The following is a 26304-nucleotide window of genomic DNA, read 5'->3' as shown; positions in this document are numbered from 1 at the left end:
GCCCGGCCGGAGGGCCGGGACCACCCGGCCATCGCCGGTGCCAGCCGGCCGGGCCTCCGGCCCCGGCGGCACCGCCGGGCCGCGCCGCCGGGCCGGGCGTATTCGTCGTGCCTTCAGACAGGAGCCCAGTCCATGACCGCAGCAGAAGCCGCCGCCCCGCCGCCCGGGGTGTTGCGTGCGCCCCTCGTCGTCGAGTTCCCGTTCACCCGGTCCCTCGGGCCCGTGCAGAGCGCCTTCCTCACCGGCCTGCGCGAGGGCGTCGTGCTCGGCGTCCGGACCACCGCCGGGCAGGTGATGGTCCCGCCCGTCGAGTACGACCCCGGCACCGCCGAAGAGATCCGCGAGCTCGTCCAGGTCGCCACCACCGGCACCGTCACCACCTGGGCGTGGAACGGCCACCCCCGCCCCAACCAGCCCCTGGACCGCCCCTTCGCCTGGGCCCTGGTCACCCTCGACGGCGCCGACACCGCGCTCCTGCACGCCCTCGACGCACCCGGCCCCGACGCCGTCCGCACCGGCATGCGGGTCCGGATCCGCTGGGCCGCCGAGCGCACCGGGGCCATCACCGACATCGCCTGCTTCGAGCCCCACGAGGGCCCGGCCGAACCCCGGGCGACCCCGCACGACGGGGCGTTCGCCGACCCCGTCACCGGCATCGTCGCCGAGGCCCGGCTCGACTACACCTACAGCCCCGGCCGCGCGCAGACCGCGTACATCAACGCCCTCTCCCAGCGGCGGACCGTCGGCGAGCGCTGCCCCTCCTGCCACAAGGTGTACGTGCCCCCGCGCGGCGCCTGCCCCACCTGCGGCGTCGCCACCACCGACCGGGTCGAGGTCGGCCCCGCCGGCACCGTCACCACGTACTGCGTCGTCAACATCAAGGCCCGCAACCTCGACATCGAAGTCCCCTACGTCTACGCCCACATCGCCCTCGACGGCGCGGACCTCGCCCTCCACGGCCGGATCGGCGGCATCCCCTACGACCAGGTCCGCATGGGCCTGCGCGTCGAACCGGTGTGGACCGAAGGCGGCCGGTACCCCGACCACTACCGCCCCACCGGCGAACCGGACGCGGACTACGACGCGTACAAGGAGCTCATCTGATGGCCACGACGAAGAGGTACGCCCGTGAGGTCGCGGTCGTCGCCTTCGCGCAGAGCGACCACCGGCGCCGCACCGACGAACTCAGCGAAGTCGAGATGGTCATGCCGGTCCTGCACCGGGTACTGGCCCGGACCGGCCTCAAGACCGGCGAGATCGGCTTCACCTGCTCCGGCTCCAGCGACTACCTGGCCGGCCGGGCGTTCTCCTTCACCATGACCCTCGACGGCGTCGGCGCCTGGCCGCCGATCTCCGAGTCCCACGTCGAGATGGACGGCGCCTGGGCCCTCTACGAGGCCTGGGTCAAGATCCAGACCGGCGAGGCCGACACCGCGCTCGTCTACGCGTACGGGAAGTCCTCGCCCGGACCGGTCCGCGACGTCCTCACCCGTCAGCTCGACCCCTACTACCTCGCCCCCCTCTGGCCCGACTCCGTCGCCCTGGCCGCCCTCCAGGCCCAGGCGCTGATCGACGCGGGCGAGACCGACGAGAGCGCCCTGGCCGCCATCGGCGCCCGCAGCCGGGCCTCCGCCGCGGCCGGCAACCCGCACGCCCAGCTCACCGGCGCCGTCCCGCAAGGCGACTACCAGGTCCGACCGCTGCGGACCGGCGACTGCCCGCCCATCGGCGACGGCGCGGCCGCCGTCATCCTGGCGGCGGGCGACACCGCCCGCCGACTGTGCGAGCGGCCCGCCTGGATCACCGGCATCGACCACCGGATCGAAGCGCACGCCCTGGGACTGCGCGACCTCACCGACTCGCCCTCGACCCGCACCGCCGCCCAGCACGCGGGCCTCTTCGACGCCCCGGTGGACACCGCGGAACTGCACGCGCCGTTCTCCTCCCAGGAGGTCGTGCTGCGCAAGGCACTCGGGATCGGTGAGGGCGTGAGCGTCAACCCGTCCGGCGGCGCCCTCGCCGCCAACCCCGTCATGGCCGCCGGCCTCATCCGCATCGGCGAGGCCGCCGCCCGCATCCACCGCGGCGCGTCCGACCGGGCCGTCGCGCACGCCACCTCAGGCCCCTGCCTCCAGCAGAACCTGGTCGCCGTCCTGGAAGGGGACCGAGCATGAGCAAGGCCGCCACATCGAAGGAGCGCGTGGCCGTCGTCGGCATCGGCCAGACCAAGCACGTCGCCGCCCGCCACGACGTCTCCATAGCCGGACTGGTCCGCGAGGCCGCGCTGCGCGCCCTCGCCGACGCCGAGCTGACCTGGGCGGACATCGACGCCGTCGTCATCGGCAAGGCCCCCGACTTCTTCGAGGGGGTGATGATGCCCGAGCTGTACCTGGCGGACGCGCTGGGCGCGGTCGGCAAGCCCATGCTCCGCGTCCACACCGCCGGTTCGGTCGGCGGGTCCACCGCGCTCGTCGCCGCCAACCTGGTCGCGGCGCGCGTCCACCGCACCGTCTTGACCCTGGCCTTCGAGAAGCAGTCCGAATCCAACGCCATGTGGGGCCTCTCGCTGCCCGTGCCCTTCCAACAGCCCCTGCTGGCGGGCGCGGGCGGGTTCTTCGCCCCGCACGTGCGCGCGTACATGCGGCGCACCGGCGCGCCCGACACGGTCGGCTCGCTCGTCGCGTACAAGGACCGCCGCAACGCGCTCAAGAACCCGTACGCGCACCTGCACGAGCACGACATCACCCTGGAGAAGGTCCAGGCCGCGCCGATGCTGTGGGACCCGATCCGGTACTCGGAGACCTGCCCCTCCTCGGACGGGGCCTGCGCGATGGTCCTCACCGACCGGGCGGGTGCGGCCCGCTCGCCCCGGCCCCCGGCCTGGGTGCACGGCGGGGCGATGCGCAGCGAGCCGACCCTGTTCGCGGGCAAGGACTTCGTGTCCCCGCAGGCGGGCAAGGACTGCGCGGCCGACGTGTACCGGCAGGCCGGGATCACCGACCCGCGCCGGGAGATCGACGCGGTGGAGATGTACGTACCGTTCTCCTGGTACGAGCCGATGTGGCTGGAGAACCTGGGCTTCGCCGAGGAGGGCGAGGGCTGGAAACTCACCGAGGCCGGGGTCACCGAACTCGACGGCGACCTGCCCGTCAACCCGTCGGGCGGTGTCCTGTCCACCAACCCCATCGGCGCCTCCGGCATGATCCGCTTCGCCGAGGCGGCCCTCCAGGTGCGCGGCCAGGCGGGGGAACACCAGATCGCGGGCGCCCGCCGGGCCCTCGGGCACGCGTACGGCGGCGGGGCACAGTTCTTCGCGATGTGGCTGGTGGGCGCCGAACCGCCCACGTCCTGAAGGCCGGTCCGCCGGGCGGGGCGGGCCGCGGCCGGGGCGACGGGGCCTGTGCGGCGCCCGCCCGCGTGGTTAACCTGGCCCCCGGACGACGTACCGGGAGGAGCACGCACGTGGCCGAGAGCATGACTTCGCAACCCGCCGCCGGTTGGGGCAAGCCGGATCTGGATCTCAGCGGGGCGCACTGGCGGTCGAGCAGCCGGGGAGCGGGGGACGTCCAGATCGCCTTCGTGGAAGGGTTCATCGCGATGCGCAACAGCGAGCGGCCCGACAGCCCCTCGCTCATCTTCGCGCCCGACGAGTGGCGCAAGTTCGTCCTCGACGCCCGCGGCGGGGAATTCGACCTGACCTGACCCCCGCGGCCCCCTGCCGGGCACCGGGCGAGGAGCCGCTGCCCGGCGCCCGGCGGGGGCGGACCCGTTCCGCCGCCCTGTCGATCGACCACCGCCGAAAGGGCGGTGCCGGGTACCCTTCCCGGTCCCGCACCCGTGGCGCGCGCCGGTCCGGACGCCCGCTCCCGTGGCGCGGGCCGGCGGCTCTACGGGGGCACGCGAAAGGCACCCGCGGGGACCGTCGGCGGCGTTCGCCCGGAGCTCAAAGGGGCCGGATCCGCCAGCGGCCGGGGCACAGTGGCCGCATGGAGGAGATCACCCGGCTCAACCTGTTCCACGCGCAGGCCCAGGCGTTCGAGAAGGCGGTCCGCGGGGCGCTCGACCCCGGCGGCCGGCCGCCCCTGGTCCCCTCGTGTCCGGGCTGGTCGGTCTCCGACCTCGTCGGCCACCTGGGCTCGGTGCACCGCTACCTCACCCACATCCTCCGGGAGCGCCTCACCGAGGCCCCCGACCCCACCGACCCGTCCCTCTACGGGCTCCCCGCGGACCCGGCGGCGATGGCCGCGTGGCCGATGCCGGAGCGGACGCCCACCCTCGATCCGGCCCCCGGGGCGCTGGTCGACTGGTTCGCCGAGGGCGCCGGGGCGCTGGCGGAGCAGTTGCGCACCCTCGGGCCGGACGTGCCGGTGTGGACCTGGTCGGCCGAACGGACCAGCGGCTTCTGGCTGCGGATGCAGCTGATCGAGCTGGCGCTGCACCGCTGGGACGCGGAGGCCGTCACGGGTGCCCCGGCGCCCGTCGACCCCCGGATCGCGGCCGATGCCGTGCCCCACACCTTCGAGGTGATGGCCCCGGCCCGGCGCGCCTGGAAGACCGCCCCGCCGGGCGCCGGGGAGCGGTACCGCTTCCGGCCGACCGACGCCGCCGGATCCTGGACGGTCACCTTCACCGGGGACGAGGTGCTCCTGGAGCCGGGGGCCACCGGCCCGGTGCACGTCGAAGCCGCCGGGACGGCCTCGGACCTGACGCTGTTCCTCTGGCAGCGGCTGCCGGCCTCCGCGTTGACGGTCACCGGCGACGCCGCCCTTCTCGATCGCTACTTCACGCTGGTTCCGCCGGTCTAGGAACCGGCCCCGCCCGGCCCCGCCCCGCCACCGGTACGACCCGGGGCGGAAGCGGGACCCGGGGCCGGAAAACCCGCCCGGCCACGTACCATGGCGGCATGTCCTTCCTCCGCCGCCACCGCGCCGCCACACCCGCCGGCCCGGACTTCGACGTCCTGGCCATGGACCCGGGGGACTGGCCGGGCAACCTCGGGGCCGGGCTGCTCCCCGCTCCCGACGGCAGCTGCCAGGGTGTCTTCCTCCGCTACGACCTCTTCGGCGGCCGCGGCCCCGCGATGATCATCGGAAACCTCCCCGAGGGCTCGCCGGCCCGGGAGCTCGCCGACAAGCAGGTCCCCTTCGAGGTGGCCCAGCTCCTCGACGCCCTGGAGAACGACGAGGAGGTCGAGGTCACCGGGGTCGAGGACTGCCCCGTCATGCAGGGCGACAACCTCCTCATCGTGCGCAAGGTCAAGCTCTCGGAGTCCCGCATCTCCTGCGTCCAGTTCGACCGCAGCGACAACGTGCTGGTCACCATCGCCAGCTGGGACCGGCCGATCACCGACGACCTCTACGCCCTGCTGAAGCCCCTCCCCGCCGAGCTCTTCCAGCAGGGATAGGGCCCGCGGCCAGGGCCGGGCCCGCCGCCCGGCGCCCCGCCGTCCTACGCGTCCGCGATGTCGTTCGCCGCCACGTAGCCGAACGTCATCGCGGGGCCGATCGTCGATCCGGCCCCCGCGTAGCTGTGGCCCATCACCGCCGCACTGGCGTTGCCCGCCGCCCACAGCCCGCGGATCACCGAGCCGTCCGCCCGCAGCGCCCGCGCCCGTGCGTCCGTGACGATGCCGCCCTTCGTCCCCAGGTCCCCCGGCACGATCTTGAAGGCGTAGAACGGCGGCGCCCACACCGGCGCCAGACACGAGTTCGGCTGCACGTTCGGGTCCGTGTAGTAGTGGTCGTACGCCGTGTCGCCGCGGTGGAAATCCGGGTCGGTCCCGCTCCACGCCTGCGCGTTGAACCGGCCCAGCGTCGCCCGCAGCGCCGCGGCCGGTACCCCGATCTGCCCGGCGAGCGCGTCCCACGTCCAGGCCTTCTTCGCGGCCCCGGCCTCGTACCACGCGTCCGGGAAGGGCAGCGTCGGGAGGACGTCCTTGAAGAGGTACCTGTTGCGGTAGTTCTGGTCCACGATCAGCCAGGCCGGTATGTGGGAGCCGGTGGCACCCCGGTCCTTCTCGTACATCACGTGCACCACGTCGCTGTACGGAGCCGCCTCGTTGACGAACCGGCCGCCGTTCGCGTTCACCATCAGGCCGCCCGGCAGGGTCCGCTCGGCCAGGCAGAAGTACGGCTCGCCGGGCAGCGGGATCGACGGCCCCCACCAGGCGTCCTCCATCAGCGCGAGCGCCGCCCCGACCCGCTGACCTGCCCGGATGCCGTCCCCCGTGTTCTCCTTCGCACCCACCGACCACTGCGTGCCGATCGGCTGCTGCTGGTACTGGGCCCGCATCGCCGCGTTGTGCTCGAAGCCGCCGGAGCCCATGACCACGCCCTTGCGGGCCCGCACCACACCCCGTACGCCCTCCTTCTCCACCACCACCCCGGTGACCGCCCCGTCCTCCTGGACCAGGTCGACCAGCGGGCTGTTCAGCCACACCGGCACCCCCGCCCGCAGCAGCCCCGCGCGCAGCCCGGCCGCCAGGGCCTGGCCCATCGTCAGCGGCCGCTCCCCGCGCAGCGCCGCCTGCGCGCCGCGGGCCAGGCACTCGGTGGACACCGCCAGCCCCTTCGCGGTCACCGCCGCGAGGTTCAGCCACTTGTAGTCCTGGCTGAACACCACCATCCCGGCGGGCACCGGCATGTACGCCGGGTTGAGCCGCGCCAGTTCGGCGCCGAGCAGGTTCCCGTCGAGCTGGTCGGGCTCGACGGAGCGTCCGTTCGGCAGACCGCCGGGCAGGTTCGGGTAGTAGTCGCTGTAGCCGTCCATGAAGCGGAACTTCAACGGGCTGTTGGCCATGACGAAGTCCAGCATCCGGGGTCCGTTCGCGAGGAACGCCCGCTGCCGGTCGGCCGGTACGTCGGGACCGACCACCGCCGCCAGGTACGCCGCGGCCTTCTCCGGGGTGTCCGGCACCCCCGCGCCGAGGATGACCGAGTTGTTCGGCAGCCAGATCCCGGCGCCGGAGCGGGCCGCCGAGCCGCCGAAGGTGGGGGCCTTCTCGACCACCAGCACGCTCAGCCCGCGTCTGGCCGCGGTGAGGGCGGCGGTCATTCCGGACGCCCCCGATCCCACCACGACGACGTCGTACTCGCCGAGCGGCGCCCCGTCCGGAACGGCGCCGGCCGCGGCCCGCGCGGCGGCGGTCGGCAGCACGGTGGCGGCGAGCACCCCGGCTCCGGTACCGGCGAGGACCGTCCGGCGGGCGGGGAGGGGAGCGCGGGCGTGATCGGACGGTGCGGACATGGGCGGGCTCCGGGGGAGTGGGCGGGTGTCGGCTCCAGCACGTCTGATGCTGCGTCAGCAAAGTGTTCGGAGGATCATGTGATGTCAAGGCATCCGACACCGCCACCCCCCGTACGCACAAGAGCGAGGCCCCGCGGCGGTGGGAGCCACAGGACCTCGCGTACGGGGGCGGTGGGTCAGCGGGTGCCGACCACCGCTCGGACCGCCCTGCGGGCCATCCCGCAGTCGTCGTGCAACCGGCGCAGCAGCAGGCGCTGTTCCTCGCCCGAGGACAGGGCGCCCGCGGGCAGCGGCTGCGCCGGGGCGGTCGCCAGCATGGAGCGCTGCACCGCCGTCTCGGACATCCGGATCTCCCGGGTCAGGATCAGCATCAGGTTCACCAGGAACGCGTCCCTGACCGCGGGGCCCTGCTGCTGGGCCAGCCGGCTGATCTGGCCGCGCGCTGCCGGCGCGTCGCCCAGGACCGTCCACAGCGTGGCCAGGTCGTAGCCCGGCAGGTACCAGCCCGCGTGCTCCCAGTCGAGCAGCACCGGCCCGGCCGGCGAGAGCAGCAGGTTCGACAGCAGCGCGTCACCGTGGTTGAACTGCCAGGTGGTCCCGGCCAGCTTGAGGCCGTGCAGCAGCTTCTGCAGGTCGCCGAAGTCGCGGTCGGTCAGCAAGCCGAGCTGGTGGTCGCGGGCGATCCGCCGGGTGTAGTCCAGCGGGTGCCCGAACAGCTCGGCCGACGGCCGCCACTGGTTCACCCGGCACACCGCCCCCAGCGCCGCCCGTACGTCGGCCCGCGGCGGGGCCTCCACCGGGTGCCGCTGCAGGGCCGCCACCCGGCCGGCCATCCGCTCCACGACCAGGACGCAGTTCTCCGGGTCGGCGGCGATCAGCCGGGGCACCCGTACCGGCGGACGGTGCCGGACGAACGCCCGGTACGCCGCTATTTCGTGCCGGTACCGCTCGCGCCACTCGGGCGAGTGGTCCAGTAATACCTTCGCGACGGCGGTCATCCGTCCCGTCGTCCCGACCAGGAGGACCGACCGGCCGCTGCGCCGCAGGACCTGCGCGGGCGCGAACTCGGGACAGATCCGCTGCACCGAGGCGAGGGCCGTGCGCAGTTGCGCGCCCTGCGGCCCGGACAGGTCGATTCTTCCGCTGAGCGGCTGGGCCCCGCTTCCCGGCATCCGCCGGGCCCGTACGGCGCCCGGCGCCGGGGCGGCCGGCCGGCCGGGTTCGAGGTAGGGGCCGCCGCCCGCCTGGAGCGTGCGGTGCGGCCGGACCGGGGCGGACACGGAGGACGTTGCTGCGTACATGGCGTTTACGGTTCCCTTCGTGCGCCGACGAGTTGCGTACGCCGCCCCGCCGGACCCGTGCTTCACCCTGGGGAGTTCCGCCGGGGGCCGGGTCGGGGAGGCGCATTCCTACCTGACACCCCGCTGCGGGTGGCACACCATCTGGCGGACCCTGGCGAACCCTGGCGAATAGTCGCTGGGCACCTGACGGCGGGCTACTGTCAACTCAGCCGAGAACCTGGGGGCTTGACGTGAGCAAAGGTCCAAACACCCGTCTGAACGACCTGTTCGGCCTGGCCGGCTGGTCCAAGGGCGAACTGGCGAGGATGGTCAACCGGCAGGCGGCCGCCATGGGCCACCACCAGCTGGCCACCGACACCTCGCGGGTGCGGCGCTGGATCGACATGGGGGAGACCCCGCGCGAACCGGTGCCCACGGTACTGGCAGCACTGTTCACCGAGCGGCTCGGTCGTGTCGTGACCATCGAGGACCTCGGGTTCGTACGGCAGCGGCGCACCGCGAAGCGGCAGCCGGACGGGGCGCAGGAGAACCCCGACGGAGTGCCCTGGGCGCCCGAACGCACAGCCGCGGTCCTCACCGAATTCACGGGAATGGACCTCATGCTCAACCGTCGCGGTCTGATGGGTGCGGGAGCCGCGCTCACCGCCGGCTCAGCCCTCAGCAACGCCATGTACGACTGGCTGCACACCGACCCCGCCACCGCCAAGGACGCGCACCGCTTCGGCGACGGCGTCCACCAGGCCGACCCCGCCGGCTACGACCGCTACGAGGCGGCCCCGATCGGCTCGCAGGAGATCGACGCCCTGGAGCGCTCCGTCGAGGTGTTCCGCGCCTGGGACGCCTCCAGGGGCGGCGGACTCCAGCGCAAGGCCGTCGTGGGACAGCTCAACGAGGTGGGCGGGATGCTGGCCTACCACCACCCCGACCACCTCCAGCGCCGGCTGTGGGGAGTGGCCGCGAACCTGGCGGTGCTCGCCGGCTGGATGTCCCACGACGTGGGACTCGAACCCACCGCGCAGAAGTACTTCGTCATCGCCGCGCACGCCGCCCGTGAGGGCGGCGACCGGCCGAGGGCCGGCGAGGCGCTGTCCCGGGCGGCCCGGCAGATGGTTCACCTGGGCAAGCCCAACGAGGCGCTGGACCTGATGAAGCTGGCGAAGTCCGGCTCCGGCGAGGAGACCCTGCCGCGCACCCGCGCCATGCTCCAGACCATCGAGGCGTGGGCCCAGGCCGCCATGGGCAAGGGCCAGGCCATGCGCCGCACCCTGGGCGAGGCGGAGGACCTGTTCGTCTCCGACAGGGGCGACGTACCGCCGCCCTCGTGGATGCAGCACTTCGACGAGGCGGACCTGCACGGAATGCAGGCGCTGGCGTTCCGGACGCTGGCCGACCACGACCCCACGGCCGCGCCGGTCGCCCAGCGCCACGCCAAGGAGGCGCTGCGGCTGCGCGCCCAGGGGCACCAGCGGTCGCAGATCTTCGACTACATCTCCATGGCCTCGGCCTGCTTCATCGCCGACGACCCGGAACAGGCCGACCGGTACGCCCGGCTCGCCCTGGTGTCGATGAACGAGACGTCCTCGCACCGGACCTGGGACCGGCTGCGCGAGATGTACCGGCTCACCGGCCAGTACTCCGGCTACCCGCGCATCGAGGACCTGCGCGAGGAGATCAAGCTGGCCCTGCCCGACACCCCGGCGGTGGCGAGCACCGTCTGAGCGCCCAGGGTTCCCCGCACGGCACCCGCACGTGCCCCCGTACGGACATGGGAAAGGCCGCGCCCGGTGGCGCGGCCCAGCGAAACGCCCGGTCCCCGTCCGTCGACGGTCCGGCGGGTCAGAAGCCGATCCGGGCCACGAGCACGCAGGCGTCGTCCTCGCGCTCGTTGTCCCCGAACTCCTCCAGCACGATCCGTACGCACTCCTGCGCCGAGCGCGCCGCGGAGAACCGGGGCGCGAGTGCGAGCAGCCGCTCGGTCCCGTCCGCCCGGCTGAACTCGATGCTGCGCGGGGTCAGTCCGTCCGTGTGCAGGACCACCACGTCGCCCGGTTCGAGCAGTTCCTCGGCCTGGCCGTACACCGCGCCGGAGGTCGCGCCCAGCAGCACGCCCTCGGGCGGCTGGAGCGATCGGCCCTGCCCGCCGCGGAACAGCAGCGGCGCGGGGTGGCCGGCCTGGGCCCAGGACAGCACGCGGACGGCGGGGTCGTAACGGCAGCACACGGCGGAGCCGAGGGCCGGCTGGACGGAAGTCTCCAGGAGCTGGTTGAGCCAGCCCATCAACGGGCCGGGCTCGATGCCGGCCATGGCCATCCCGCGCAGGGCGCCGAGCATCATCGCCATCCCGGAGGTGGCGGTCACGCCGTGGCCCGTCAGGTCGCCGACGGTCAGCAGCGAGCGCCCGTCGGTCAGTTCGAGCGCGTCGTACCAGTCCCCGCCGATCAGCGCGCTGGTGGCGGAGGGCATGTAGTGCGCCGCCACGTCCAGGGCGCCGGTGCTGTCGTGCGGGAACCGCAGGGAGCCGCGCCACGGGGGGAGCACGGCTTCCTGCAGTTCGACCGCCAGCCGGTGCTCGGTCCGCGCGATCTCCCGGCGCCGCTGGAGCGAGTCACGGGACTCGCGCACCGCGCGCTGGCTCCGGCGCAGCTCGCTCACGTCCCGCAGCACGGCCCACATCGACGCCGTGCAGCCGTCGGAGTCGAGCACCGGCTCGCCCCTCATGTGCAGCGTCCGGACCCGCCCGTCGGCCCGGACGATGCGGAACTCGCCGTCTATGGGCTTGCCGTCCACCAGGCAGTCGGTGACCATCGCGGTGAGCAGCGGCTGGTCCTCGGAGAACAGGGTCGAACCCAGCTCGTCCAGGGGCAGTGCGCCGGCCTCGGGGGACCGGCCGAAGATCTGGAAGAGTTCCTCGGACCAGGTCACCTCGTCGGTCAGCAGGTTCCACTCGGCGCTGCCGACCCGGGTCGGCCGGTCCTCGACCGTGGTCTCGGGCGCCGCCCTCGGCAGCTCCAAGGGCTGCTCGGGTGCCGGGGGCAGGCCCTCTTTGAGCTGGCCGAGGTGCTGGCCCAGGTCGTCGAGGTGGTGGACCGCCAGATCGCAGAGGGCCCGCTGCCAGCGGCCCTGGGCGTCGTCGTCGTCCACGACGGTGTCGCGGCGCACGGCGTCCACCTCGCCCCGCAGGCGCCGGGTCTGCGAAATCAGTGCGTCCACCGACCCCGGCTCGGGCGGCTGCGCGGGACGGTCCGCGAACAGGTGGGACGGCATGAGAACTCCGATACAGGCGCGGCACGGCCATGAAGGAAGGACCGATTACGACTGTTGCACAGGCCGGGACGGCCTGTAAGGCGTTTGGCAACATCCGCAACGTGGTTGCTCAAGGCATATGCCGTGGGCCTTCGGGGCCTCCTTCGTGTGTACGAATGTTTCCGGTCACCGCCCGCCGGGGGCCTACACCTCCAGCGGCACCGGGTGGATCTCCTGCGCCGGGTGCCCGGTCCGCTCGTGGACGCGCTGCACCGCCTCGGCCGTGGGGGCCTCGGACAGGCAGTACACCGTGCCCGACGCCGGGTCGGCCCAGGCCTGCTTGAAGTGCACGCCTTCCTGTGACTCGATCGCCTGGTCCGCCCGGTGGGCCTCCATCAGCTGCTCGGCGGTGATGCCCTTCATGCCGGTGTGGACGTCCATGAACGTGGCCATCGCCCCACACCTCCTCGCTGTCACGGTCGGGTCCGACTCCTGCACCTTCCATCGTCCACCTGCGGCCGGAAAACCGCTGTCCGGTCGGGGGGAGTCGAGCGTACGCACGAGCGGCGCGTGCTCCCGGGGCACCCCGAGTGCCTCCGAGCGCCGGTCATCACCCGGCTGCGGGACCCCTCGAACGAAGGACCCCGGACCGTGCGATCCCTTCCCACCCGACCCGGTGATCGCTACGCTACGTGCCGGTAACGAATTGGGTGGAGTCCACACGGTGGGATCCGCGCAGGGGTGGGGACACGACGACATGACCGGGCAGAGCCCCACCGCGGACCGGAGCCGGCGCTCCTTCCTGACCCACCTCGTCGCGGCGCCGACCCTCGCCCTCGTCACCCGGGCCGGAGCCGACGTCCTCGCCGCGCAGCCCGCCGACGCCGCGATTCCGACGCTGCCCGCGATCGCCGACCTGGTCGACCTCGGCGATCTGTTCATCCTGGCCGGCGCCCCCACTTCGGCGATGCTCGCCCTCACCGTCGAAGCGGACGGGACCGTGCGCTTCCGGCTGCCGCGCGAGGAGGTCGGCCAGGGCCTGACCACCGCGGTCGCCGTCCTCGTCGCCGAGGAACTCGACGCCCCGCTGGCCGCCGTACGCGTAGAACTCGACGACGCCCGGCCCGAGCTGCTGTTCAACCAGCTCACCGGCTCCTCCAACTCCATCCGCTCCCTCTACGGGCCGGTCCGGCAGACCGCCGCCACCGCCCGGGCCCGGCTGGTCGCGGCGGCCGCCGCCCGCTGGCGGCTCGCCCCCGCCGATCTGACCACCGCCAACGGCGCCGTCCGGGCCCCCGACGGCCGTACCGCCGACTACGGAGGCCTCGCCGCGGCGGCCGCCGACCCCGCACTGCCGGTACTCGGCGCCACCCCGAAGCCGGCGGCCCGGCACACCCTCGTCGGGCGGCCCGCCGGGCGGATCGACGCCCGCGCGATGGTGACCGGCGCCCAGCAGTACACCCTCGACCTCGACGTACCCGGCGCCAAACCGTGCGTCGTACGCCGCCCGCCCACCCTCGGCGGCAGCGTCCGTGACATCGCCAACCGCGCCGCCGTCCGGGCCATGCCCGGCGTGCTGGACGTGGTGACGGTCCCGACCGGGGTCGCCGTCGTCGCCGAAACCTTCGGCCAGGCCCTCGACGCCAAGGCCGCCCTCCAGGTCACTTGGGGCCCCGGCCCGGCCGACCAGCTCTCGGACGCCCAGGTCCGGGCGAAGCTGCGCGCGGTCCACCCGGCGCCCCTGCTGCCGCCGCTGGTCACCCCGTACGTGGACGCCGAGTTCGACTTCGCCTTCGTCAGCCACGCGCCGATGGAGACCAACTGCGCCGTGGCCGACGTGCGCGAGGACCGCGCCGAGATCTGGTCCGGCCTCAAGTCCCCGATCGTGGCCCGCGAGACCATCGCCGCCGACCTCGGGCTGCCCCTGGACAAGGTCACCGTGCACGTCGTCCAGGCCGGCGGCTCCTTCGGCCGGCGGCTGTTCTTCGACGCCGCCCTGGAAGCGGCCCGGGTGTCCAAGGCCTGCCGCCGCCCCGTACGGCTGATGTGGACCCGTGTCGACGACACCCGCCACGGGCGGATGCGCCCCGCCACCCACCACCGGATCCGCGCCACCTACGCCCTCGGCGAGGTGCTGAGCTTCGAGCACCGCGTCGCCGCCGCCGAGACCGACTTCCGGCACGGACTCGGCGAGATCATCACGGCCACCGCGGCCAGTCTGCCGTCGGGCCTGGGCAACGCCACGCTCGCCCAGACCCTCTTCCTGACGACGGTCAAGTCCCCGTACCACTTCGGACTCACCACCCAGGCGCTCACCGAGGTTCCCACCGGGGTCCCCACCGGCTCCTGGCGTTCGGTGTACTCCGCCAACACCCGGGGCGCCGAGGAGATCGTCGTCGACGAACTCGCCGCCCGGACCGGCAAGGACCCCTACCGGTTCCGGCGCGCCTTCCTCAAGACCGACGCCCAGCGGGCGGTCCTGGACAAGGCCGCGAAAGAGGGCGAGTGGGGACGCCCCGTGCCGGCCGGCTGCGCGCAGGGCATCGCCTTCCACGAGGAGTACAAGTCCCGTACGGCCTGCCTGGTCGAGATCGACACCCGGGACCCGCGCCGCGTCCGGGTCACCAAGGCGGTCATCGTGGCCGACGTCGGCCTGCCCGTGAATCCGCGCGGTGTGGAGGCCCAGCTGATCGGCGGCCTCACCGACGCGATCTCCACCACCCTGCGTGCCGGTCTGCACCTCGACAACGGTCTCCCGTTGGAGGGCAGTTACAGTCAGTTCCACTGGGCGCAGCAGCGCGACACCCCGCGGGACGTACGGGTCTTCGTGCTCCCGGCGACCGGTACGGAGCCGGGCGGCGCAGGCGAGCTCGGCGTTCCGGCCGCCGTGGGGGCGATCGCCAACGCGTGGGGCCGCGCCACCGGTTCCAAGCCGCGCTCCTTCCCGCTCTCCTTCGACGTCGACTTCACCCCCTACCCGCGCTAGGTCCAGCCACCGCCCGCCGCGCCAGTTCAGGAGCCCCGCCGTGCCCTCGCACACCTTCACCGTCAACGGGCGGAGCGTCACCGTCGACGCCCCGGACGATCTGCCCCTGCTGTGGGTGCTGCGCGACCTGCTGGGGGTGCGCGGGCCCAAGTACGGCTGCGGCGTGGACGTCTGCAAGGCCTGCACCAGCCACCTCGACGGCGCGGACATCCGCCCCTGCGTGGTGCCCGTCTCCGCCTGCGCCGGAAAGACGGTCACCACCATCGAGGGACTGGCCGACGGGGACAGGCTCCACCCCGTGCAGGAGGCCTGGCTCGAACAGGACGTCTCCCAGTGCGGTTTCTGCCAGCCCGGCCAGATCATGGCCGCGGTCGCCCTGCTGGAGCGGACCGCCAGCCCCACGGACGAGGACATCGACGCCATCGCCAACATCTGCCGCTGCGGCACCTACTTCCGCATCCGCGAGGCCATCCGCAGCGCGGCGGCCAAGATGTGAACGGCGCGGCGGCGGGTGGCCACTCGGCCGGGCGGCTGGACCGGGGTGACGGACACCGCGGGAAGGGACCGGCCGCAGCGGACCGGAGCACCGGACGCTGAGCGGCACGCGCCGGCGGCCGTACTGGACCTGCCGCACCACCACCCCGCAGCGGCCGCCTGCTCGCGGACGCCGCCGTCCCGCCGGCCCTGGCGCCGGCCGCCGAGGAGGCCCGGCTGCTGGCCGCCCACGCCGCGGCGGCCGCCTGGGCCGCGCCCCCGCACGGATACGCGCCCCGGCGGCCACAGGACCCAGGGCCCCGGGAACTGCGGGCCACCGCCCGGGCCTGGCTGGACCTCGCCCATCCGGGCGACCAGGCGGCCCTCTCGCCGGCTCTGCGCCTGCCCGCCGCCGGCGCCACCCGGACCTGGTGGCCTGGTCCCGGGTCCAGCTCGGTCCGCCCACCGGCCCCGGCGTCCCCGCCGGTGCGCGCGAAACCGTCCGCGCGCGGCCCCGCGGCCGCGTGGCTCGGCGTCTCGCTGCCCGGCACCCGCACACGCGTGGCCCGGGCCGAGGAAACGGACCGCGTGCCGGATCCGGGACACAGCGCCGATGGCGGACGGAATGCCACCGAAATGGATGACCATGCCTGAATGAGGCGTATCAATGCGAAACGCGTGCTGGTGGGTGAGCCGCTCGACACCGCACGGCTGGGCGAGACGCTGCTGCCCAAGCGGCTCGCCCTGCCGATCTTCTGCAGCGACCCGCTCTCCTCCGTGGCCTACGCCACCGAGGAGATCCTGCTGACCCTGGCCCTCGGCGGCGTCGCCCTGCTCCACCTCGCCTGGTACGCGGCCGCCGCCATCGTCTTCCTGCTGGTGGTGGTCGTCGCCTCGTACCGCCAGACCTGCCACGCCTACCCCGGTGGCGGAGGCGCGTACGTCGTCAGCGCGGAAAACCTCGGCCAGACCGCCGCGCTGACGGCCGCCAGCGCGCTGCTGGTCGACTACGTGCTGACCGTCGCCGTGTCCGTAGTCTCCGGTGTCGCCGCCATCACCTCGGCCATCCCCGCGCTCAGCGACCACCAAGTTGCCCTCTCGGTCGCCTTCGTGGTGCTGCTCACGCTGATGAACCTGCGCGGCGTACGGGAGTCCGGGCGGGTCTTCGCCGTCCCGACGTACGGCTTCGTCCTCGTCATCTACCTCATGTTCGCGGTCGCCGCGTTCCGGATCGCGACCGGGGACACCATCCGGGCCGAGTCCGCCACGCTCCCGATCACCGCCGAGGGGACGTACGCCGGGTTCGCCCTCGTGCTGCTCGCGATGCGCGCCTTCGCCTCCGGGTGTACCGCACTGACCGGCGTCGAGGCCATCAGCAACGGCGTACCCGCCTTCCGCAAGCCCAAGAGCCGCAACGCCGCCACCACACTGGCCGCGATGGGCGTCCTGGCGGTGACGATGTTCATGGGCATCACCGTCCTCGCCATGGTGTACGAGGTGCACGTCGCCGCCGACCCCAGGGAGCTGGGCCTGCCCGCGGGCACACCCATGTCCACCGCACTGGCCCAGATCGGCCGCGCCACCTTCGGGGACTGGCACGTCCTGTTCTACCTGCTCCAGACCGTCACGGCCGGGGTGCTCATCCTCGCTGCGAACACCGCCTTCAACGGCTTCCCGATGCTCGCCTCGATCCTCGCCCGGGACCGGTACGCGCCGCGCCAGCTCTACAACCGGGGTGACCGGCTCGTCTACTCGAACGGCATCGTGCTGCTCGCGCTCGCCGCGATCGCCCTGATCGTCGCCTTCGACGCCGAGCTGACCCGCCTCATCCAGCTCTACATCATCGGCGTGTTCGTCTCCTTCACCCTCTCCCAGGCCGGCATGGTCCGGCACTGGAGGCGCGAGCTGGCGTCGCCCGGCACCGCCCGGGAAAACCGGATCCACATCCACCGCCGGCTCGCCATCAACGCGATCGGCGCCACCCTCACCGCCCTGGTCCTGGTCATCGTCCTCGTCACCAAGTTCACCCACGGCGCCTGGCTGGTCTGCATCGCCATGCCGCTGCTGTTCCTGGGCATGAAGGGCGTCCGGCGGCACTACGACGCCGTCACGGCGCAAGTCGCCGTCCCGGCCGGAGCACGACCGCGCAAGCCCGCCCGCCACCACGTGCTGGTCCTCGTCTCCTCCGTGCACGGCCCGACGCTCAAGGCGCTCGGGTACGCACAGGCCCTGCACCCCGACAGCCTGACGGCGGTGTCCGTGGCCGCCGACGAGGACGACATGCGGCGGCTGCGGCAGGCCTGGGCGGACCACGCCCCCGGCATCGGGCTCAAGGTGCTGCACTCGCCGTACCGCGAGGTGATCGGCCCGGTGATGGCCCACATCCAGGAGCTGGCGGCCGCCGACGGCACGGACGTGCTCTCGGTCGTCATCCCCGAATACGTGGTGGGCCGTTGGTGGGAGCAGCCGCTGCACAACCAGAACGCGCTGCGGCTCAAGGCGAGGCTGCTGTTCACCCCGGGCGTCGCGGTGATCGACGTGCCGTACCTGCTGGAGTCGGCGAAGGCCGCGGAGCCGGACGGGGCCCGGCCGCCGCAGCGGTAGCTCAGCCGGCGGCGTGCTGGAGCACCGCCGCGTGCGCCAGCGCCAGTTCCACCACCTGCGCCGGATCGGAGAGCGACCGGCCGGTGAGCCGCTCCAGCCGGCGCAGCCGGTTCGAGACGGTGTTGCGGTGGCAGTACAGGCGCTGCGCGGCGTACGTGGTCGAGCCCTGGCAGGCCAGCCAGGTGCCCAGGGTCGCCAGCAGGACCCGGCGGTCCTCCGGGGGCAGCGCCAGCACCGGGCCCAGCACCACCCCACGCAGCCGGCCCGCGAGTTCCGCGTCCCCCGCGACCAGCGCCGCCGGAAGCCGCTCGTCCAGCAGGGCGGCGCCCGGGCCGCCCGCCGCCGGGGCGGTGCGCAGGGCGAGCACGGCCAGCCTGCGGGCGCCGGCCAGTTCGGCGGGGGACTCCACCACCGGGCTGACCCCGGCCCGGACACCGGGCGGCGCGAGCAGGTCGCGTAAGGACTCCAGCGGATGGTGGCCCAGCTCCACCACCCCGCTCTCGCCGTCGGCGCGCACCCGCCACCACGCGCGCGGGCCGCCGCCCGCGGCCGGCCCGGGCCCGGCGGGCGCTCCGCCGGGCCCGACCGCGATCACGGCGAACCGGCCCCGCTCCGGGAGCCCGAGCCGGACGGCGGCGTCCGCGGCCCCGGCGGCCGTCGCCGTGCCGTCCAGCAGCGCGTCCAGCAGGGCCGCCCGGCGCTCCCGGTCGCGCTCGCCCTGCGCGGCGCCGGCGTGCCGGTACGCCTCGGAGGCGGCGTCCGACATCCGGTCCAGCACCTCCCACAGCGCGGCCGCGCCCGGCAGCAGCCGCGGCAGCGAAGCCCGGTCGTGCGCGGCGACGGCTTCGGTCAGGGTCTGCCACAGCAGCCGTCCGGCCTGCCGGTATCCGCGCAGCAGGGCGTCCAGCGGCAGCCCCCGCGCCGCCGCGTCGGCCCCCTCGGACCCGGCCGCGCGGGCGCCGGCCGGGTCCGGCGGCAGGCCCCGGGAGGCGCGGACCAGGCCCGCCACGGCCTGCTCCAGGGTGCGGTGGGTCCGTTCGCGCAGCTCGGCCCGCCCGAGCGGCGCGGCGTACGCGGGATCCTCGGCCAGCGCCCGGTCGGTGAGCCGGTCCGCCGCCACGGCGATCCGGCGTCCCAGGTCCCCGCGTATCTCCTCGATGATCCGCTCCATGACGGGCAGCGTGACACGGGCGAGGGGGCGCTGGGGAGGCCCGGGAGCACCCCGGGTCCGCCGCAGTGCCCGCGACACCGCCGCTGCGACGCGCCGGGGACCGGTGCGCGGACCGGCCGCCCGGCACGTACTGCGACTAAGGCTGTCCCGTAATCCCCGGCGGGCGCACGCCGCCGGCTACGGCACCTCGCTACGTTGTCGGGACGTCCAGATACGCCCAGTTCGAGGACGCCCCTCCGCCTTGCGATGGACCGCATCTGACGCCGTGCGCCGACCCACCGGGGATTACGGGACAGCCCTTAGACGGCCGCGATATCCCGGCGGGGTATGCCCAGGCCGGCGAACAGGTCCTGCGCGAGGTGCTCGGTGAAGACGGCCGACTCCGTCAGGGCGCGGCGCACCGCCGCCTCGTCGGGGGTCAGTCCGGCCGCGGCGGACCAGGCCAGGGCGGCGCACACCGCCGGGAGCACGGGGAACTCGTGCACCGGTATCCCGTGGTCCGCGGCCTTGGCGCGATCGAGCAGCGCCCGCCAGCGGTGCCCCTGCGGCGCGGTGGCCTCGACGAAGCCGACGTCGCTGTCGAGGAACTCCACGGCCACCACCGGCGCTTCCACGAGCCGGGCGAGCCGCGCCACCCCCCGCCGGTCCGCGTCCTCGAACTCCGCCGACCGCCAGCCGGCCACCGCCGGCGCGGAAACCTCAACCCCCGTGAAACCCGCGGCTGCCATCAGGCCCGACAGCCGGTGCTCCGAGGACCGTACGACCAAAGACCCACCCGAGTTGCCCATACCGGCAACGGTACGGCGCCCCACTGACAATCCCCGAAGGCCCGTGCCGGGGGCGGGCGGTGGTTGATCTTATGCTCAGGTTTACGCGAGTCAGCTGGTTTTGTGGCCGGTGAGCGACTTTGATGGGTTTGCCAGCCTCGTAACGGAGCAGGGGGACTCACTATGGGCACCGACCGCACCCACAAGGACAGCGCACCCACCCTGATCGGTTCCGTACAGCGGGCGCTGCGCCTCGTGGAGGCGATGCACGCGGAGGGCGGTGCGACGGCCAAGCGGCTCTCGCGGATCACCGGGATTCCGCTGCCGACCGTCTACCACCTGCTGCGCACCCTCAGCCATGAGGGGTACGTCCAGCGCGAGGGCGGGGCGTTCCGGCTCGCGGACGACCTGCCGCTCGCTTCTTGATCAGAAGTAGACGCGATCCGGCCAAGCTGGCACGTGCTACCGCGCATGTTCCAGCGGAAAATGCCAGAACGCCTTTTCGCTCTGCGGAAGTTGAGTAAGTTCCTCCTGTCGCGCCGAACGACCGTGCACCCAGCACGTCCAGCCGGGAGGGGAGCCCGCGTGCCCGGGATCGACGAATGTCTGCTCGAAGCCATGGCCCTGCCCGGTGCGCGGGGCGCCGCGCTGGTCGACTGGAGCAGCGGACTGGCCCTCGGCACCGCCGGGGACTCCCCGGTGGGCGACCACGAGACCACCGCCGCGGAGACCGCCGAACTGGCCCGGGCGGCCGCCGAGTACGAGTCCTTCGCCCCGGCGGAACCGGGCGCCGCGGCCGGACCGGCACCGGGCGCCGCGGCCGGGCCGCCCGTCGAGGACCTGATCGTCACCACCCGGACCGGCTACCACGTCCTGCGCTTCGTCGAGACCAGCTTCGACAGCAGCGTCTTCCTCCACCTCTGGCTCGACCGCACCGACGGCAACCTGGCCCTCGCCCGGCACAGACTCCGCACCCTGGCGGAGGGGCTGGTGCTCAGATGACCGCCGCGACGGCGACCGCCGCCACCGCCGTCTCCCCGCTGCTCACCCGCCTCGCCGCCGAACGCGCCACCGGCGCCCTGCTCCGCGACCGCGGCACCCTGTTCCTGGAAGACGGCCGGGTCGTACACGCCGAAAGCCCTTCGACCCCCGGCCTCGACGTCCTGCTCACCACCGGCGGCGGCCTCGCCCCCGAACGCTGGAACGACGCCGTCAACCAGGCCGGAGCCCGCCGCCAGGTCGCCCGGTTCCTCGTCGACAGCGGTGGCCTCGCGGGCGGGGAGCTGGAGATCTGCCACCTCGCCGCCATCTTCGACGCCGCCTTCTTCGCCCTCTCGCCGGGCAGCGGGCCGTCCCGGTTCCGGCGCGGGGCCACCCACTGGATCGGCTCGGTCCGGTCGGTGCCCGCCGCCGCCGTCGAACGGGAGACCTGCCGCCGGCGGGAACTGCTGGACGCGGTGTGGCCCTACCCCCAGCTGGACACCGCCCCCGTGGTGCCCCGGCCGGCCGCCCCCGGCCAGACGGTCACGGCCCGCCAGCGCCTCCTGCTACGGCAGTCCGACGGCGTGCGCACCCCGGCGGACCTCGCCTGGGTACTGGGCCGCCCGGCCTTCCACACGCTGCTCGACGTCCGCAGACTGGCGGCCGCCGGGCTGGTCGAGACCCCCCGTGAACCCGCCCCGGCACCGGTCGCCGGGGTGTCCCTGCCCGACTGGATGACCCAGACCCAATCCCCGGACGTGGCGCTGCTCCGCCGGTTACGCGACGCACTGGAGGCAAGCCTGTGAGGCTCCCGCTGCGACCGGTCCTGCGCGCCGACCGCTCCGAGCGCAGGCAGCCCGAAAGGAGGCCGGCCGACATGAGCACGGTGACGATGGCCGCCGAGACAGAAGCCGAGATACGCGCGGAGCTGCGGCGCCTGCGGGCCCGTGTCCCCCAGCTCACCGGCGCCCTCGCCGCGAGCGTCGACGGCCTGGTGCTCGCCCACGACAGCGCCGCCACCGAAGCCGAATCCGTCGCCGCGCTGACCGCGGCGGCCCTCGGTGTGGCCCAGCGGCTCAGCGACTGCACCGGCCAGGGCGGCTTCCGGGAACTGCTCGTGCGCGGCGAGCACGGCTACGTCGCGACCTACGCCGCGGGGGAGGCGGCCGTCCTCACCCTGATCGCCGAGCCGCGGGTCAACGTCGGCCGGCTCCACCTGGAGGGCCGGCGCTCCAGCCTGCGCATCACCGAACTCGTCGAGCACGGCCTCGGCCGGCGCGGCGGCCCGGTGGCCCCGCCCATGCCCACCGAGGCGCCGTCGCCCTGAGTTCCGTACGACCACGGCGACAGACGTCCCGGCACACGCCAGTCCCGCAGCGACAGCGGAAACGACAGTAGAAAGAGGAACCACTCATGGTCAACGTGGAGACCGCCCTCAAGGAAGCCACCACCATCGAGGGCGCGCTCGGCGCCGCGCTGGTCGACTACGGCAGCGGCATGGCGCTCGGTATGGTGGGCGGGGGAAAGGACCTCGACCTCGCGATCGCGGCGGCCGGCAACACGGACGTGGTGCGGGCCAAGGTCCGGACGATGGAGATGCTCGGCATCAACGACGAGATCGAGGACATCCTGATCACCCTCGGCGGCCAGTACCACCTGATCCGGCTGATGAAGGGGCGCGGCAGCGGCGGGTTCTTCCTCTATCTCGCGCTCGACCGCGCACGTGCCAATCTCGCGATGGCCCGGCACCAGCTGAAGAGCATCGAGGCCGGCCTGGAGATCTGAGGAGGACCCGCGAGGGTCGCGACTGCGCGGTGGCGGGCGGTTGAATTCTTTGCCGTCCGCCCGGCGAGCAGGGGCGATATGTCCGAGGATGGGCGGAATTTATCATCCCGTTACCGAGTAAGATGCTCTAATCGGTTGATCATCAACAAAGCAAAAAGCTGGAGAACCTGCCACCCATGCCCCCGCGCCTGAGCATCGTCGTACCGGTCTACAACGTCGAGCTCTACCTCGACGAGTGCCTGGAGTCCATCGCCGCCCAGACCTTCGAGGACTTCGAGGTCGTCCTCGTCGACGACGGTTCCACCGACGCCAGTGCCGCGATAGGCGAGGCCTTCGCCGCGCGGGACGACAGGTTCCGACTGGTACGGCAGAAGAACGCCGGACTCGGTGCCGCCCGCAACGCGGGTGCCCGTCACATATCCGAAGGCAGCGAGTACCTCGCCTTCGTCGACAGTGACGACACCATGCCGGCCAACGCCTACCAGCTGCTGATCGAAGCCCTCGACGAGACGGGTTCCGACTTCGCCGGCGGCAACGTCAAGCGCTTCCGCTCCGTCGGAATGCAGCAGTCCTGGGGACACCGCGCCCCCTTCGCCACCACCCGGCTGAAGACCCACATCTCCAAGTTCGCGCCGCTGGTCACCGACCGCACCGCGTGGAACAAGGTCTACCGGCGCACCTTCTGGGACGAGCACGGCTTCCAGTACCCCGAAGGCATCCTCTACGAGGACGCGCCCGTCAGCATCCCGGCCCACTACTTCGCCACCAGCGTCGACGTGATCAGCGACGTCGTCTACCACTGGCGGGTCCGCGAGACCGGCGAGCGCTCCATCACCCAGCGCTCCACCGACCCCGTCTCCGTCATCGACCGCGTGACGTCCATCCGCATGGTCCGCGACGCCCTCAAGGCCAAGCCGGGCGAGAAGTACGCCCGTTACCTGCGCGAGTACGACCACAACGTGCTCAGCGAAGAGCTGCCGCTCATCTACAAGTACGTCGGTGAAGGCGGCCCCGACTTCCGGGCGGCCTTCGTCAAGGAGGTCGGCGGCCTGGTCCGGGAGATCGGCCCCGGGCCCTGGTCCGACCTGACCGTCGCGGACCGGCTCAAGGCGTACCTCGCCCGCGAGGGCCGCGTCGAGGAGTTCATCGCCCTCAACAAGCACCAGAGCGACTACTCCTACAGCGTGCCGGTCAAGGGCCTCGCCCGGCCGCAGGCCGACTACCCCTTCCTCACCGCCCCCGTCCCCGCCAAGCTCCTGACCCTCGGCCCGCGCGAACGCCGCGTCGTCAGCCGCCTGGAACAGGCCGCCTGGAGCGACGGCAAGCTGCTGCTGCGCGGGTACGCGCTGCCCGGCCACCTGGGCGCGGAGAGCCGCCTGGGCTCCCGCAAGATGCTGATCTTCCGCGAGCAGGGCAAGCGCCGCCGCAGCGTCGTCACCGCCCGTACGGTCGCCTCCCCGATGGCCACCGTGAACGAACCGCACCTCGCGCTGCGGCACGCCGACTGGGCCGGGTTCACCGCCGTCGTCGACCCCACCGTCTTCCAGACCGGCGGCACGTGGAACGACGGTACGTGGACCACCTCCATCGCCGTCACCGGCGCCGGCGGCCTGCACCGCGCCCGCCTCCGGGGCGGCGACCACGACAGCGGCCACAACCCGCCGGCCTACTGGGCCACCTCCGACGTGCGGATCGTCCCGACCGTCGGCGGCCCCCTGACGATCAAGGTCGAGGTGGTCCGCGCCCGGGCCCTGGACGTCCGCCCGTCCGGCGACGACGCCGTAGAGGTGTCCGGCGAGCTGTCCGCCGAGGTCGGCCCGGGCGCCTCCCTCCAGGCGACGCACGTCGGCAGCGGCAACACCCTCACCGCCCCGCTGGACACCGCCGGGGCCGGCGCGAACAGCCGCGTCCCCTTCACCGCCGCCCTGCGCCTGGCCGAGCTGGCGGACGTACCGCTGCCCGGACCCGGCGAATGGGGCCCGCAGGCCTGGAACCTGGCCGTCGTCCGCGCCGACGGCACCGAACACCCCCTGGTCCTCGACGAGCGGGGCGGTTTCACGCAGCTGGTCGTGCCGGTGCCCGCCGACACCACCGGCCGCGCCGTCTTCGCCAAGCGCGGGCCGTCGGGCCACCTGGTCCTCTCCGTCCAGGCCTCGCCGCCGCTGGTGGACACCGTCACGACCAAGAACGGCACCCTCACCCTCGGGGGCGTCTTCCACGCGCCCGCGGACACCGCCGACGAGCCGTACGAGCTGGTCCTGCACAACCACCACGGGGCCGAGTTCAGCTACCCGGTCACCCGTGACGGCGACCGCTTCGAAGCCTCCTTCGAACCGGTCCTGCCCGAGGCGTACGCCGGTCGCACCACCCTTCCGCACAGCCGCTGGTGGCCCACCCTGCGCCCGGCGAGCCAGGGCGGCACCACCGCGAGCCTGCTCGGCGTCGACCGCGGCGCGCCGCTCCAGCTCCTGCCGCCGGTCCTCTTCTCCGGACCGCACCACATCACCGTCGACGGCCGCCGCATGCGCGTCGAGGCCCGGCTGTACGACCGGCTGGTGCTGAACAGCGACCCGCTGATCAGCCCGCACGACCGCTCGCGCTACGCCCAGCGCGTGGCCCGCGACATCACGTACCCCGCCCAGTCCGCCCTGCCGGTCAAGGACATGGTCGTGTACGAGACCTTCCAGGGGAACGGCGCCGGCGACTCCCCGCGCGCCATCCACGACGAACTCGTGCGGCGCGGTGCGAAGCTGGACCACGTCTGGCTGGTCCGGGACGGCCGCGCGGAGGTCCCGTCGACCGCCCGCGCCGTCCAGTACGACAGCCTGGAGGCCTGGGACGTTCTGGCCCGCGCCCGCTACTACGTGGTCAACGACAGCGTGCCGAGCCACTTCCGGCGCCGCCCCGGGCAGACCGTCGTACAGACGTGGCACGGAACGCCGTTGAAGCAGATCGGCCACGACTACCTGCACGACTACTACACGAGCCCCGAGGCCCTGGACGCGCTGCGCCACGACGCCGCCCAGTGGTCGTTGCTCGCCTCCCCGAGCTCCTACGCCACCCCGGTCCTCAAGCGCGCCCTCGGCTACGACGGCGAGATCATCGAGTCCGGCAGCCCGCGCACCGACGCCCTCGTCCGCCCGGACGAGCAGCGCGTCGCCGAGGTCCGGCGGCGGCTCGGCCTGCCCGAGGGCAAGAAGGTCGTCCTCTACCTGCCGACCTGGCGGGAGAACCGCGAGGGCTGGTCGAACGGCTACAAGCTGGACCTGCAGATCGACCTGGACGCCGCCCGCAGCGCGCTCGGCGAGGACCACGTCCTTTTGGTCCGCGGCCACCACAAGGTGAACGAGCAGGTCCGCGAGGGCGTCCGGGACGGCTTCGTGGTCGACGTCTCGCGCTGGCCCGACACCACGGACCTGCTGCTGGTCGCCGACGTCCTGATCTCGGACTACTCGTCCGCGATCTTCGACTTCGCGCTGACCGACCGGCCGATCCTGCTGTTCACGTACGACCTGGAGCACTACCGCGACACGCTGCGCGGCTTCACCTTCGACCTGGAGAAGAAGGCTCCCGGCCCGCTCATCGCCGACTCCGCGAGCCTGATCGAGGCCGTACGCGACGCCGACGCCATCTGCGCCGCACACGCCGAGGCCCGGGCGGCGTTCCGCGCCGAGTTCTGCGACCTCGACGACGGACACGCCACCGAGCGGGTCGTCGACCGGATGCTCGCCCTGTAGTCCGAACGAG

General features: G+C 73.4%; 22 protein-coding genes. 16 read left to right on the top strand and 6 right to left on the bottom strand.

Annotation, left to right across the window (positions count from 1 at the left end; genetic code table 11):
• Window positions 1-132 precede the first annotated feature (132 nt).
• From ACZ4M3_RS19640 to ACZ4M3_RS19615, 6 genes are all read left to right on the top strand, one after another.
• Window positions 133-1104 (top strand): Zn-ribbon domain-containing OB-fold protein, encoded by a 972-nt coding sequence (locus tag ACZ4M3_RS19640; RefSeq protein ID WP_467734260.1) that lies wholly within the window; start codon window positions 133-135, stop codon window positions 1102-1104.
• Complete coding sequence (locus ACZ4M3_RS19635) at window positions 1104-2174, top strand: thiolase domain-containing protein (RefSeq protein ID WP_467734258.1); 1071 nt, start codon at window positions 1104-1106, stop codon at window positions 2172-2174. Before ACZ4M3_RS19640 ends, ACZ4M3_RS19635 begins: the two co-directional genes overlap by 1 nt.
• Window positions 2171-3352 (top strand): thiolase domain-containing protein, encoded by a 1182-nt coding sequence (locus ACZ4M3_RS19630; RefSeq protein ID WP_467734256.1) that lies wholly within the window; start codon window positions 2171-2173, stop codon window positions 3350-3352. Before ACZ4M3_RS19635 ends, ACZ4M3_RS19630 begins: the two co-directional genes overlap by 4 nt.
• A 122-nt stretch (window positions 3353-3474) precedes the next feature.
• Window positions 3475-3702 (top strand): DUF397 domain-containing protein, encoded by a 228-nt coding sequence (locus ACZ4M3_RS19625; RefSeq protein ID WP_453357564.1) that lies wholly within the window; start codon window positions 3475-3477, stop codon window positions 3700-3702.
• A gap of 284 nt (window positions 3703-3986) precedes the next feature.
• Entirely contained in the window at window positions 3987-4805 is an 819-nt protein-coding gene (locus ACZ4M3_RS19620; protein WP_467734254.1) for a maleylpyruvate isomerase family mycothiol-dependent enzyme, read from the top strand.
• 98 nt (window positions 4806-4903) lie between these two features.
• Window positions 4904-5404 (top strand): hypothetical protein, encoded by a 501-nt coding sequence (locus ACZ4M3_RS19615; RefSeq protein ID WP_453352631.1) that lies wholly within the window; start codon window positions 4904-4906, stop codon window positions 5402-5404.
• A 44-nt stretch (window positions 5405-5448) separates the two neighbouring features.
• On the opposite strand, the gene kstD is transcribed toward ACZ4M3_RS19615, so the two are convergent.
• Together kstD and ACZ4M3_RS19605 are read right to left on the bottom strand one after the other, a co-directional pair.
• Window positions 5449-7245, bottom strand: a complete 1797-nt coding sequence (gene kstD, locus ACZ4M3_RS19610; protein ID WP_467734252.1) for a 3-oxosteroid 1-dehydrogenase — start codon at window positions 7243-7245, stop codon at window positions 5449-5451.
• Between the two features lie 176 nt (window positions 7246-7421).
• Complete coding sequence (locus tag ACZ4M3_RS19605; protein ID WP_467734250.1) at window positions 7422-8546, bottom strand: aminoglycoside phosphotransferase family protein; 1125 nt, start codon at window positions 8544-8546, stop codon at window positions 7422-7424.
• A gap of 230 nt (window positions 8547-8776) precedes the next feature.
• Between ACZ4M3_RS19605 and ACZ4M3_RS19600 the strand changes: the two genes are divergently transcribed.
• Entirely contained in the window at window positions 8777-10264 is a 1488-nt protein-coding gene (locus ACZ4M3_RS19600; RefSeq protein WP_467734248.1) for a DNA-binding protein NsdB, read from the top strand.
• Between the two features lie 118 nt (window positions 10265-10382).
• Here the strand turns inward: ACZ4M3_RS19600 and ACZ4M3_RS19595 are convergent, their stop codons facing one another.
• Both ACZ4M3_RS19595 and ACZ4M3_RS19590 read right to left on the bottom strand, forming a co-directional pair.
• Entirely contained in the window at window positions 10383-11810 is a 1428-nt protein-coding gene (locus tag ACZ4M3_RS19595) for a PP2C family protein-serine/threonine phosphatase (RefSeq protein ID WP_467734246.1), read from the bottom strand.
• A 183-nt stretch (window positions 11811-11993) separates the two neighbouring features.
• Entirely contained in the window at window positions 11994-12242 is a 249-nt protein-coding gene (locus ACZ4M3_RS19590) for an SCO4226 family nickel-binding protein (protein ID WP_467734244.1), read from the bottom strand.
• A gap of 304 nt (window positions 12243-12546) precedes the next feature.
• Here ACZ4M3_RS19590 and ACZ4M3_RS19585 point away from each other — a divergent pair, with 304 nt between their 5' ends.
• The 3 genes from ACZ4M3_RS19585 (at window position 12547) to ACZ4M3_RS19575 (ending at window position 17853) form a co-directional block, all read left to right on the top strand.
• Window positions 12547-14775 carry a xanthine dehydrogenase family protein molybdopterin-binding subunit gene (locus ACZ4M3_RS19585; protein ID WP_467734242.1) on the top strand — a complete coding sequence of 743 codons (2229 nt, stop codon included), beginning with the start codon at window positions 12547-12549 and terminating at the stop codon, window positions 14773-14775.
• A gap of 40 nt (window positions 14776-14815) precedes the next feature.
• Window positions 14816-15271, top strand: a complete 456-nt coding sequence (locus ACZ4M3_RS19580) for a (2Fe-2S)-binding protein (protein ID WP_467734240.1) — start codon at window positions 14816-14818, stop codon at window positions 15269-15271.
• A 632-nt stretch (window positions 15272-15903) separates the two neighbouring features.
• Window positions 15904-17853: an APC family permease gene (locus ACZ4M3_RS19575; protein WP_467734238.1), complete on the top strand. Its 1950-nt coding sequence runs from the start codon at window positions 15904-15906 to the stop codon at window positions 17851-17853.
• 1 nt (window position 17854) lies between these two features.
• Here ACZ4M3_RS19575 and ACZ4M3_RS19570 read toward each other — a convergent pair whose 3' ends face one another.
• Window positions 17855-19024, bottom strand: coding sequence for a PucR family transcriptional regulator (locus tag ACZ4M3_RS19570; RefSeq protein ID WP_467734236.1), 1170 nt, complete (start codon window positions 19022-19024; stop codon window positions 17855-17857).
• A gap of 299 nt (window positions 19025-19323) precedes the next feature.
• Window positions 19324-19812, bottom strand: coding sequence for a hypothetical protein (locus tag ACZ4M3_RS19565; RefSeq protein ID WP_467734234.1), 489 nt, complete (start codon window positions 19810-19812; stop codon window positions 19324-19326).
• A 162-nt stretch (window positions 19813-19974) separates the two neighbouring features.
• Between ACZ4M3_RS19565 and ACZ4M3_RS19560 the strand changes: the two genes are divergently transcribed.
• The 6 genes from ACZ4M3_RS19560 (at window position 19975) to ACZ4M3_RS19535 (ending at window position 26294) form a co-directional block, all read left to right on the top strand.
• Window positions 19975-20217 carry a helix-turn-helix domain-containing protein gene (locus ACZ4M3_RS19560; RefSeq protein WP_467734232.1) on the top strand — a complete coding sequence of 81 codons (243 nt, stop codon included), beginning with the start codon at window positions 19975-19977 and terminating at the stop codon, window positions 20215-20217.
• 159 nt (window positions 20218-20376) lie between these two features.
• On the top strand, window positions 20377-20793 hold the full coding sequence (locus ACZ4M3_RS19555) for a hypothetical protein (protein ID WP_467734230.1): 417 nt from the start codon (window positions 20377-20379) through the stop codon (window positions 20791-20793).
• Window positions 20790-21578 carry a transcriptional regulator gene (locus ACZ4M3_RS19550; protein WP_467734228.1) on the top strand — a complete coding sequence of 263 codons (789 nt, stop codon included), beginning with the start codon at window positions 20790-20792 and terminating at the stop codon, window positions 21576-21578. Before ACZ4M3_RS19555 ends, ACZ4M3_RS19550 begins: the two co-directional genes overlap by 4 nt.
• An 86-nt stretch (window positions 21579-21664) precedes the next feature.
• The gene (locus tag ACZ4M3_RS19545; RefSeq protein ID WP_467734746.1) at window positions 21665-22099 is read left to right on the top strand and encodes a roadblock/LC7 domain-containing protein; all 435 of its coding nucleotides are present in this window, start codon (window positions 21665-21667) and stop codon (window positions 22097-22099) included.
• Between the two features lie 86 nt (window positions 22100-22185).
• Window positions 22186-22557, top strand: coding sequence for a hypothetical protein (locus tag ACZ4M3_RS19540; protein WP_467734226.1), 372 nt, complete (start codon window positions 22186-22188; stop codon window positions 22555-22557).
• A gap of 176 nt (window positions 22558-22733) precedes the next feature.
• Window positions 22734-26294 (top strand): bifunctional glycosyltransferase/CDP-glycerol:glycerophosphate glycerophosphotransferase, encoded by a 3561-nt coding sequence (locus ACZ4M3_RS19535; protein ID WP_467734224.1) that lies wholly within the window; start codon window positions 22734-22736, stop codon window positions 26292-26294.
• Window positions 26295-26304: the final 10 nt, after the last annotated feature.

This window comes from Streptomyces sp. NPDC026522, assembly GCF_055567555.1.
Note: the sequence above shows the minus strand (reverse complement) of the source record. Positions and strands in the feature narration are given on the sequence as shown.

What these genes read in the sequence shown, in the direction of transcription:
- ACZ4M3_RS19545 (WP_467734746.1), top strand. Translation starts at nt 21,665, where the DNA reads ATGGCCGCCGAGACAGAAGCCGAGATACGCGCGGAGCTGCGGCGCCTG.
- ACZ4M3_RS19570 (WP_467734236.1), bottom strand. Translation starts at nt 19,024, where the DNA reads ATGGAGCGGATCATCGAGGAGATACGCGGGGACCTGGGACGCCGGATC.
- ACZ4M3_RS19595 (WP_467734246.1), bottom strand. Translation starts at nt 11,810, where the DNA reads ATGCCGTCCCACCTGTTCGCGGACCGTCCCGCGCAGCCGCCCGAGCCG.
- ACZ4M3_RS19590 (WP_467734244.1), bottom strand. Translation starts at nt 12,242, where the DNA reads ATGGCCACGTTCATGGACGTCCACACCGGCATGAAGGGCATCACCGCC.
- ACZ4M3_RS19565 (WP_467734234.1), bottom strand. Translation starts at nt 19,812, where the DNA reads ATGGGCAACTCGGGTGGGTCTTTGGTCGTACGGTCCTCGGAGCACCGG.
- ACZ4M3_RS19630 (WP_467734256.1), top strand. Translation starts at nt 2,171, where the DNA reads ATGAGCAAGGCCGCCACATCGAAGGAGCGCGTGGCCGTCGTCGGCATC.
- kstD (WP_467734252.1), bottom strand. Translation starts at nt 7,245, where the DNA reads ATGTCCGCACCGTCCGATCACGCCCGCGCTCCCCTCCCCGCCCGCCGG.
- ACZ4M3_RS19635 (WP_467734258.1), top strand. Translation starts at nt 1,104, where the DNA reads ATGGCCACGACGAAGAGGTACGCCCGTGAGGTCGCGGTCGTCGCCTTC.
- ACZ4M3_RS19615 (WP_453352631.1), top strand. Translation starts at nt 4,904, where the DNA reads ATGTCCTTCCTCCGCCGCCACCGCGCCGCCACACCCGCCGGCCCGGAC.
- ACZ4M3_RS19585 (WP_467734242.1), top strand. Translation starts at nt 12,547, where the DNA reads ATGACCGGGCAGAGCCCCACCGCGGACCGGAGCCGGCGCTCCTTCCTG.
- ACZ4M3_RS19605 (WP_467734250.1), bottom strand. Translation starts at nt 8,546, where the DNA reads ATGTACGCAGCAACGTCCTCCGTGTCCGCCCCGGTCCGGCCGCACCGC.
- ACZ4M3_RS19535 (WP_467734224.1), top strand. Translation starts at nt 22,734, where the DNA reads ATGCCCCCGCGCCTGAGCATCGTCGTACCGGTCTACAACGTCGAGCTC.
- ACZ4M3_RS19550 (WP_467734228.1), top strand. Translation starts at nt 20,790, where the DNA reads ATGACCGCCGCGACGGCGACCGCCGCCACCGCCGTCTCCCCGCTGCTC.
- ACZ4M3_RS19560 (WP_467734232.1), top strand. Translation starts at nt 19,975, where the DNA reads ATGGGCACCGACCGCACCCACAAGGACAGCGCACCCACCCTGATCGGT.
- ACZ4M3_RS19575 (WP_467734238.1), top strand. Translation starts at nt 15,904, where the DNA reads ATGAGGCGTATCAATGCGAAACGCGTGCTGGTGGGTGAGCCGCTCGAC.
- ACZ4M3_RS19620 (WP_467734254.1), top strand. Translation starts at nt 3,987, where the DNA reads ATGGAGGAGATCACCCGGCTCAACCTGTTCCACGCGCAGGCCCAGGCG.
- ACZ4M3_RS19640 (WP_467734260.1), top strand. Translation starts at nt 133, where the DNA reads ATGACCGCAGCAGAAGCCGCCGCCCCGCCGCCCGGGGTGTTGCGTGCG.
- ACZ4M3_RS19540 (WP_467734226.1), top strand. Translation starts at nt 22,186, where the DNA reads ATGGTCAACGTGGAGACCGCCCTCAAGGAAGCCACCACCATCGAGGGC.
- ACZ4M3_RS19625 (WP_453357564.1), top strand. Translation starts at nt 3,475, where the DNA reads ATGACTTCGCAACCCGCCGCCGGTTGGGGCAAGCCGGATCTGGATCTC.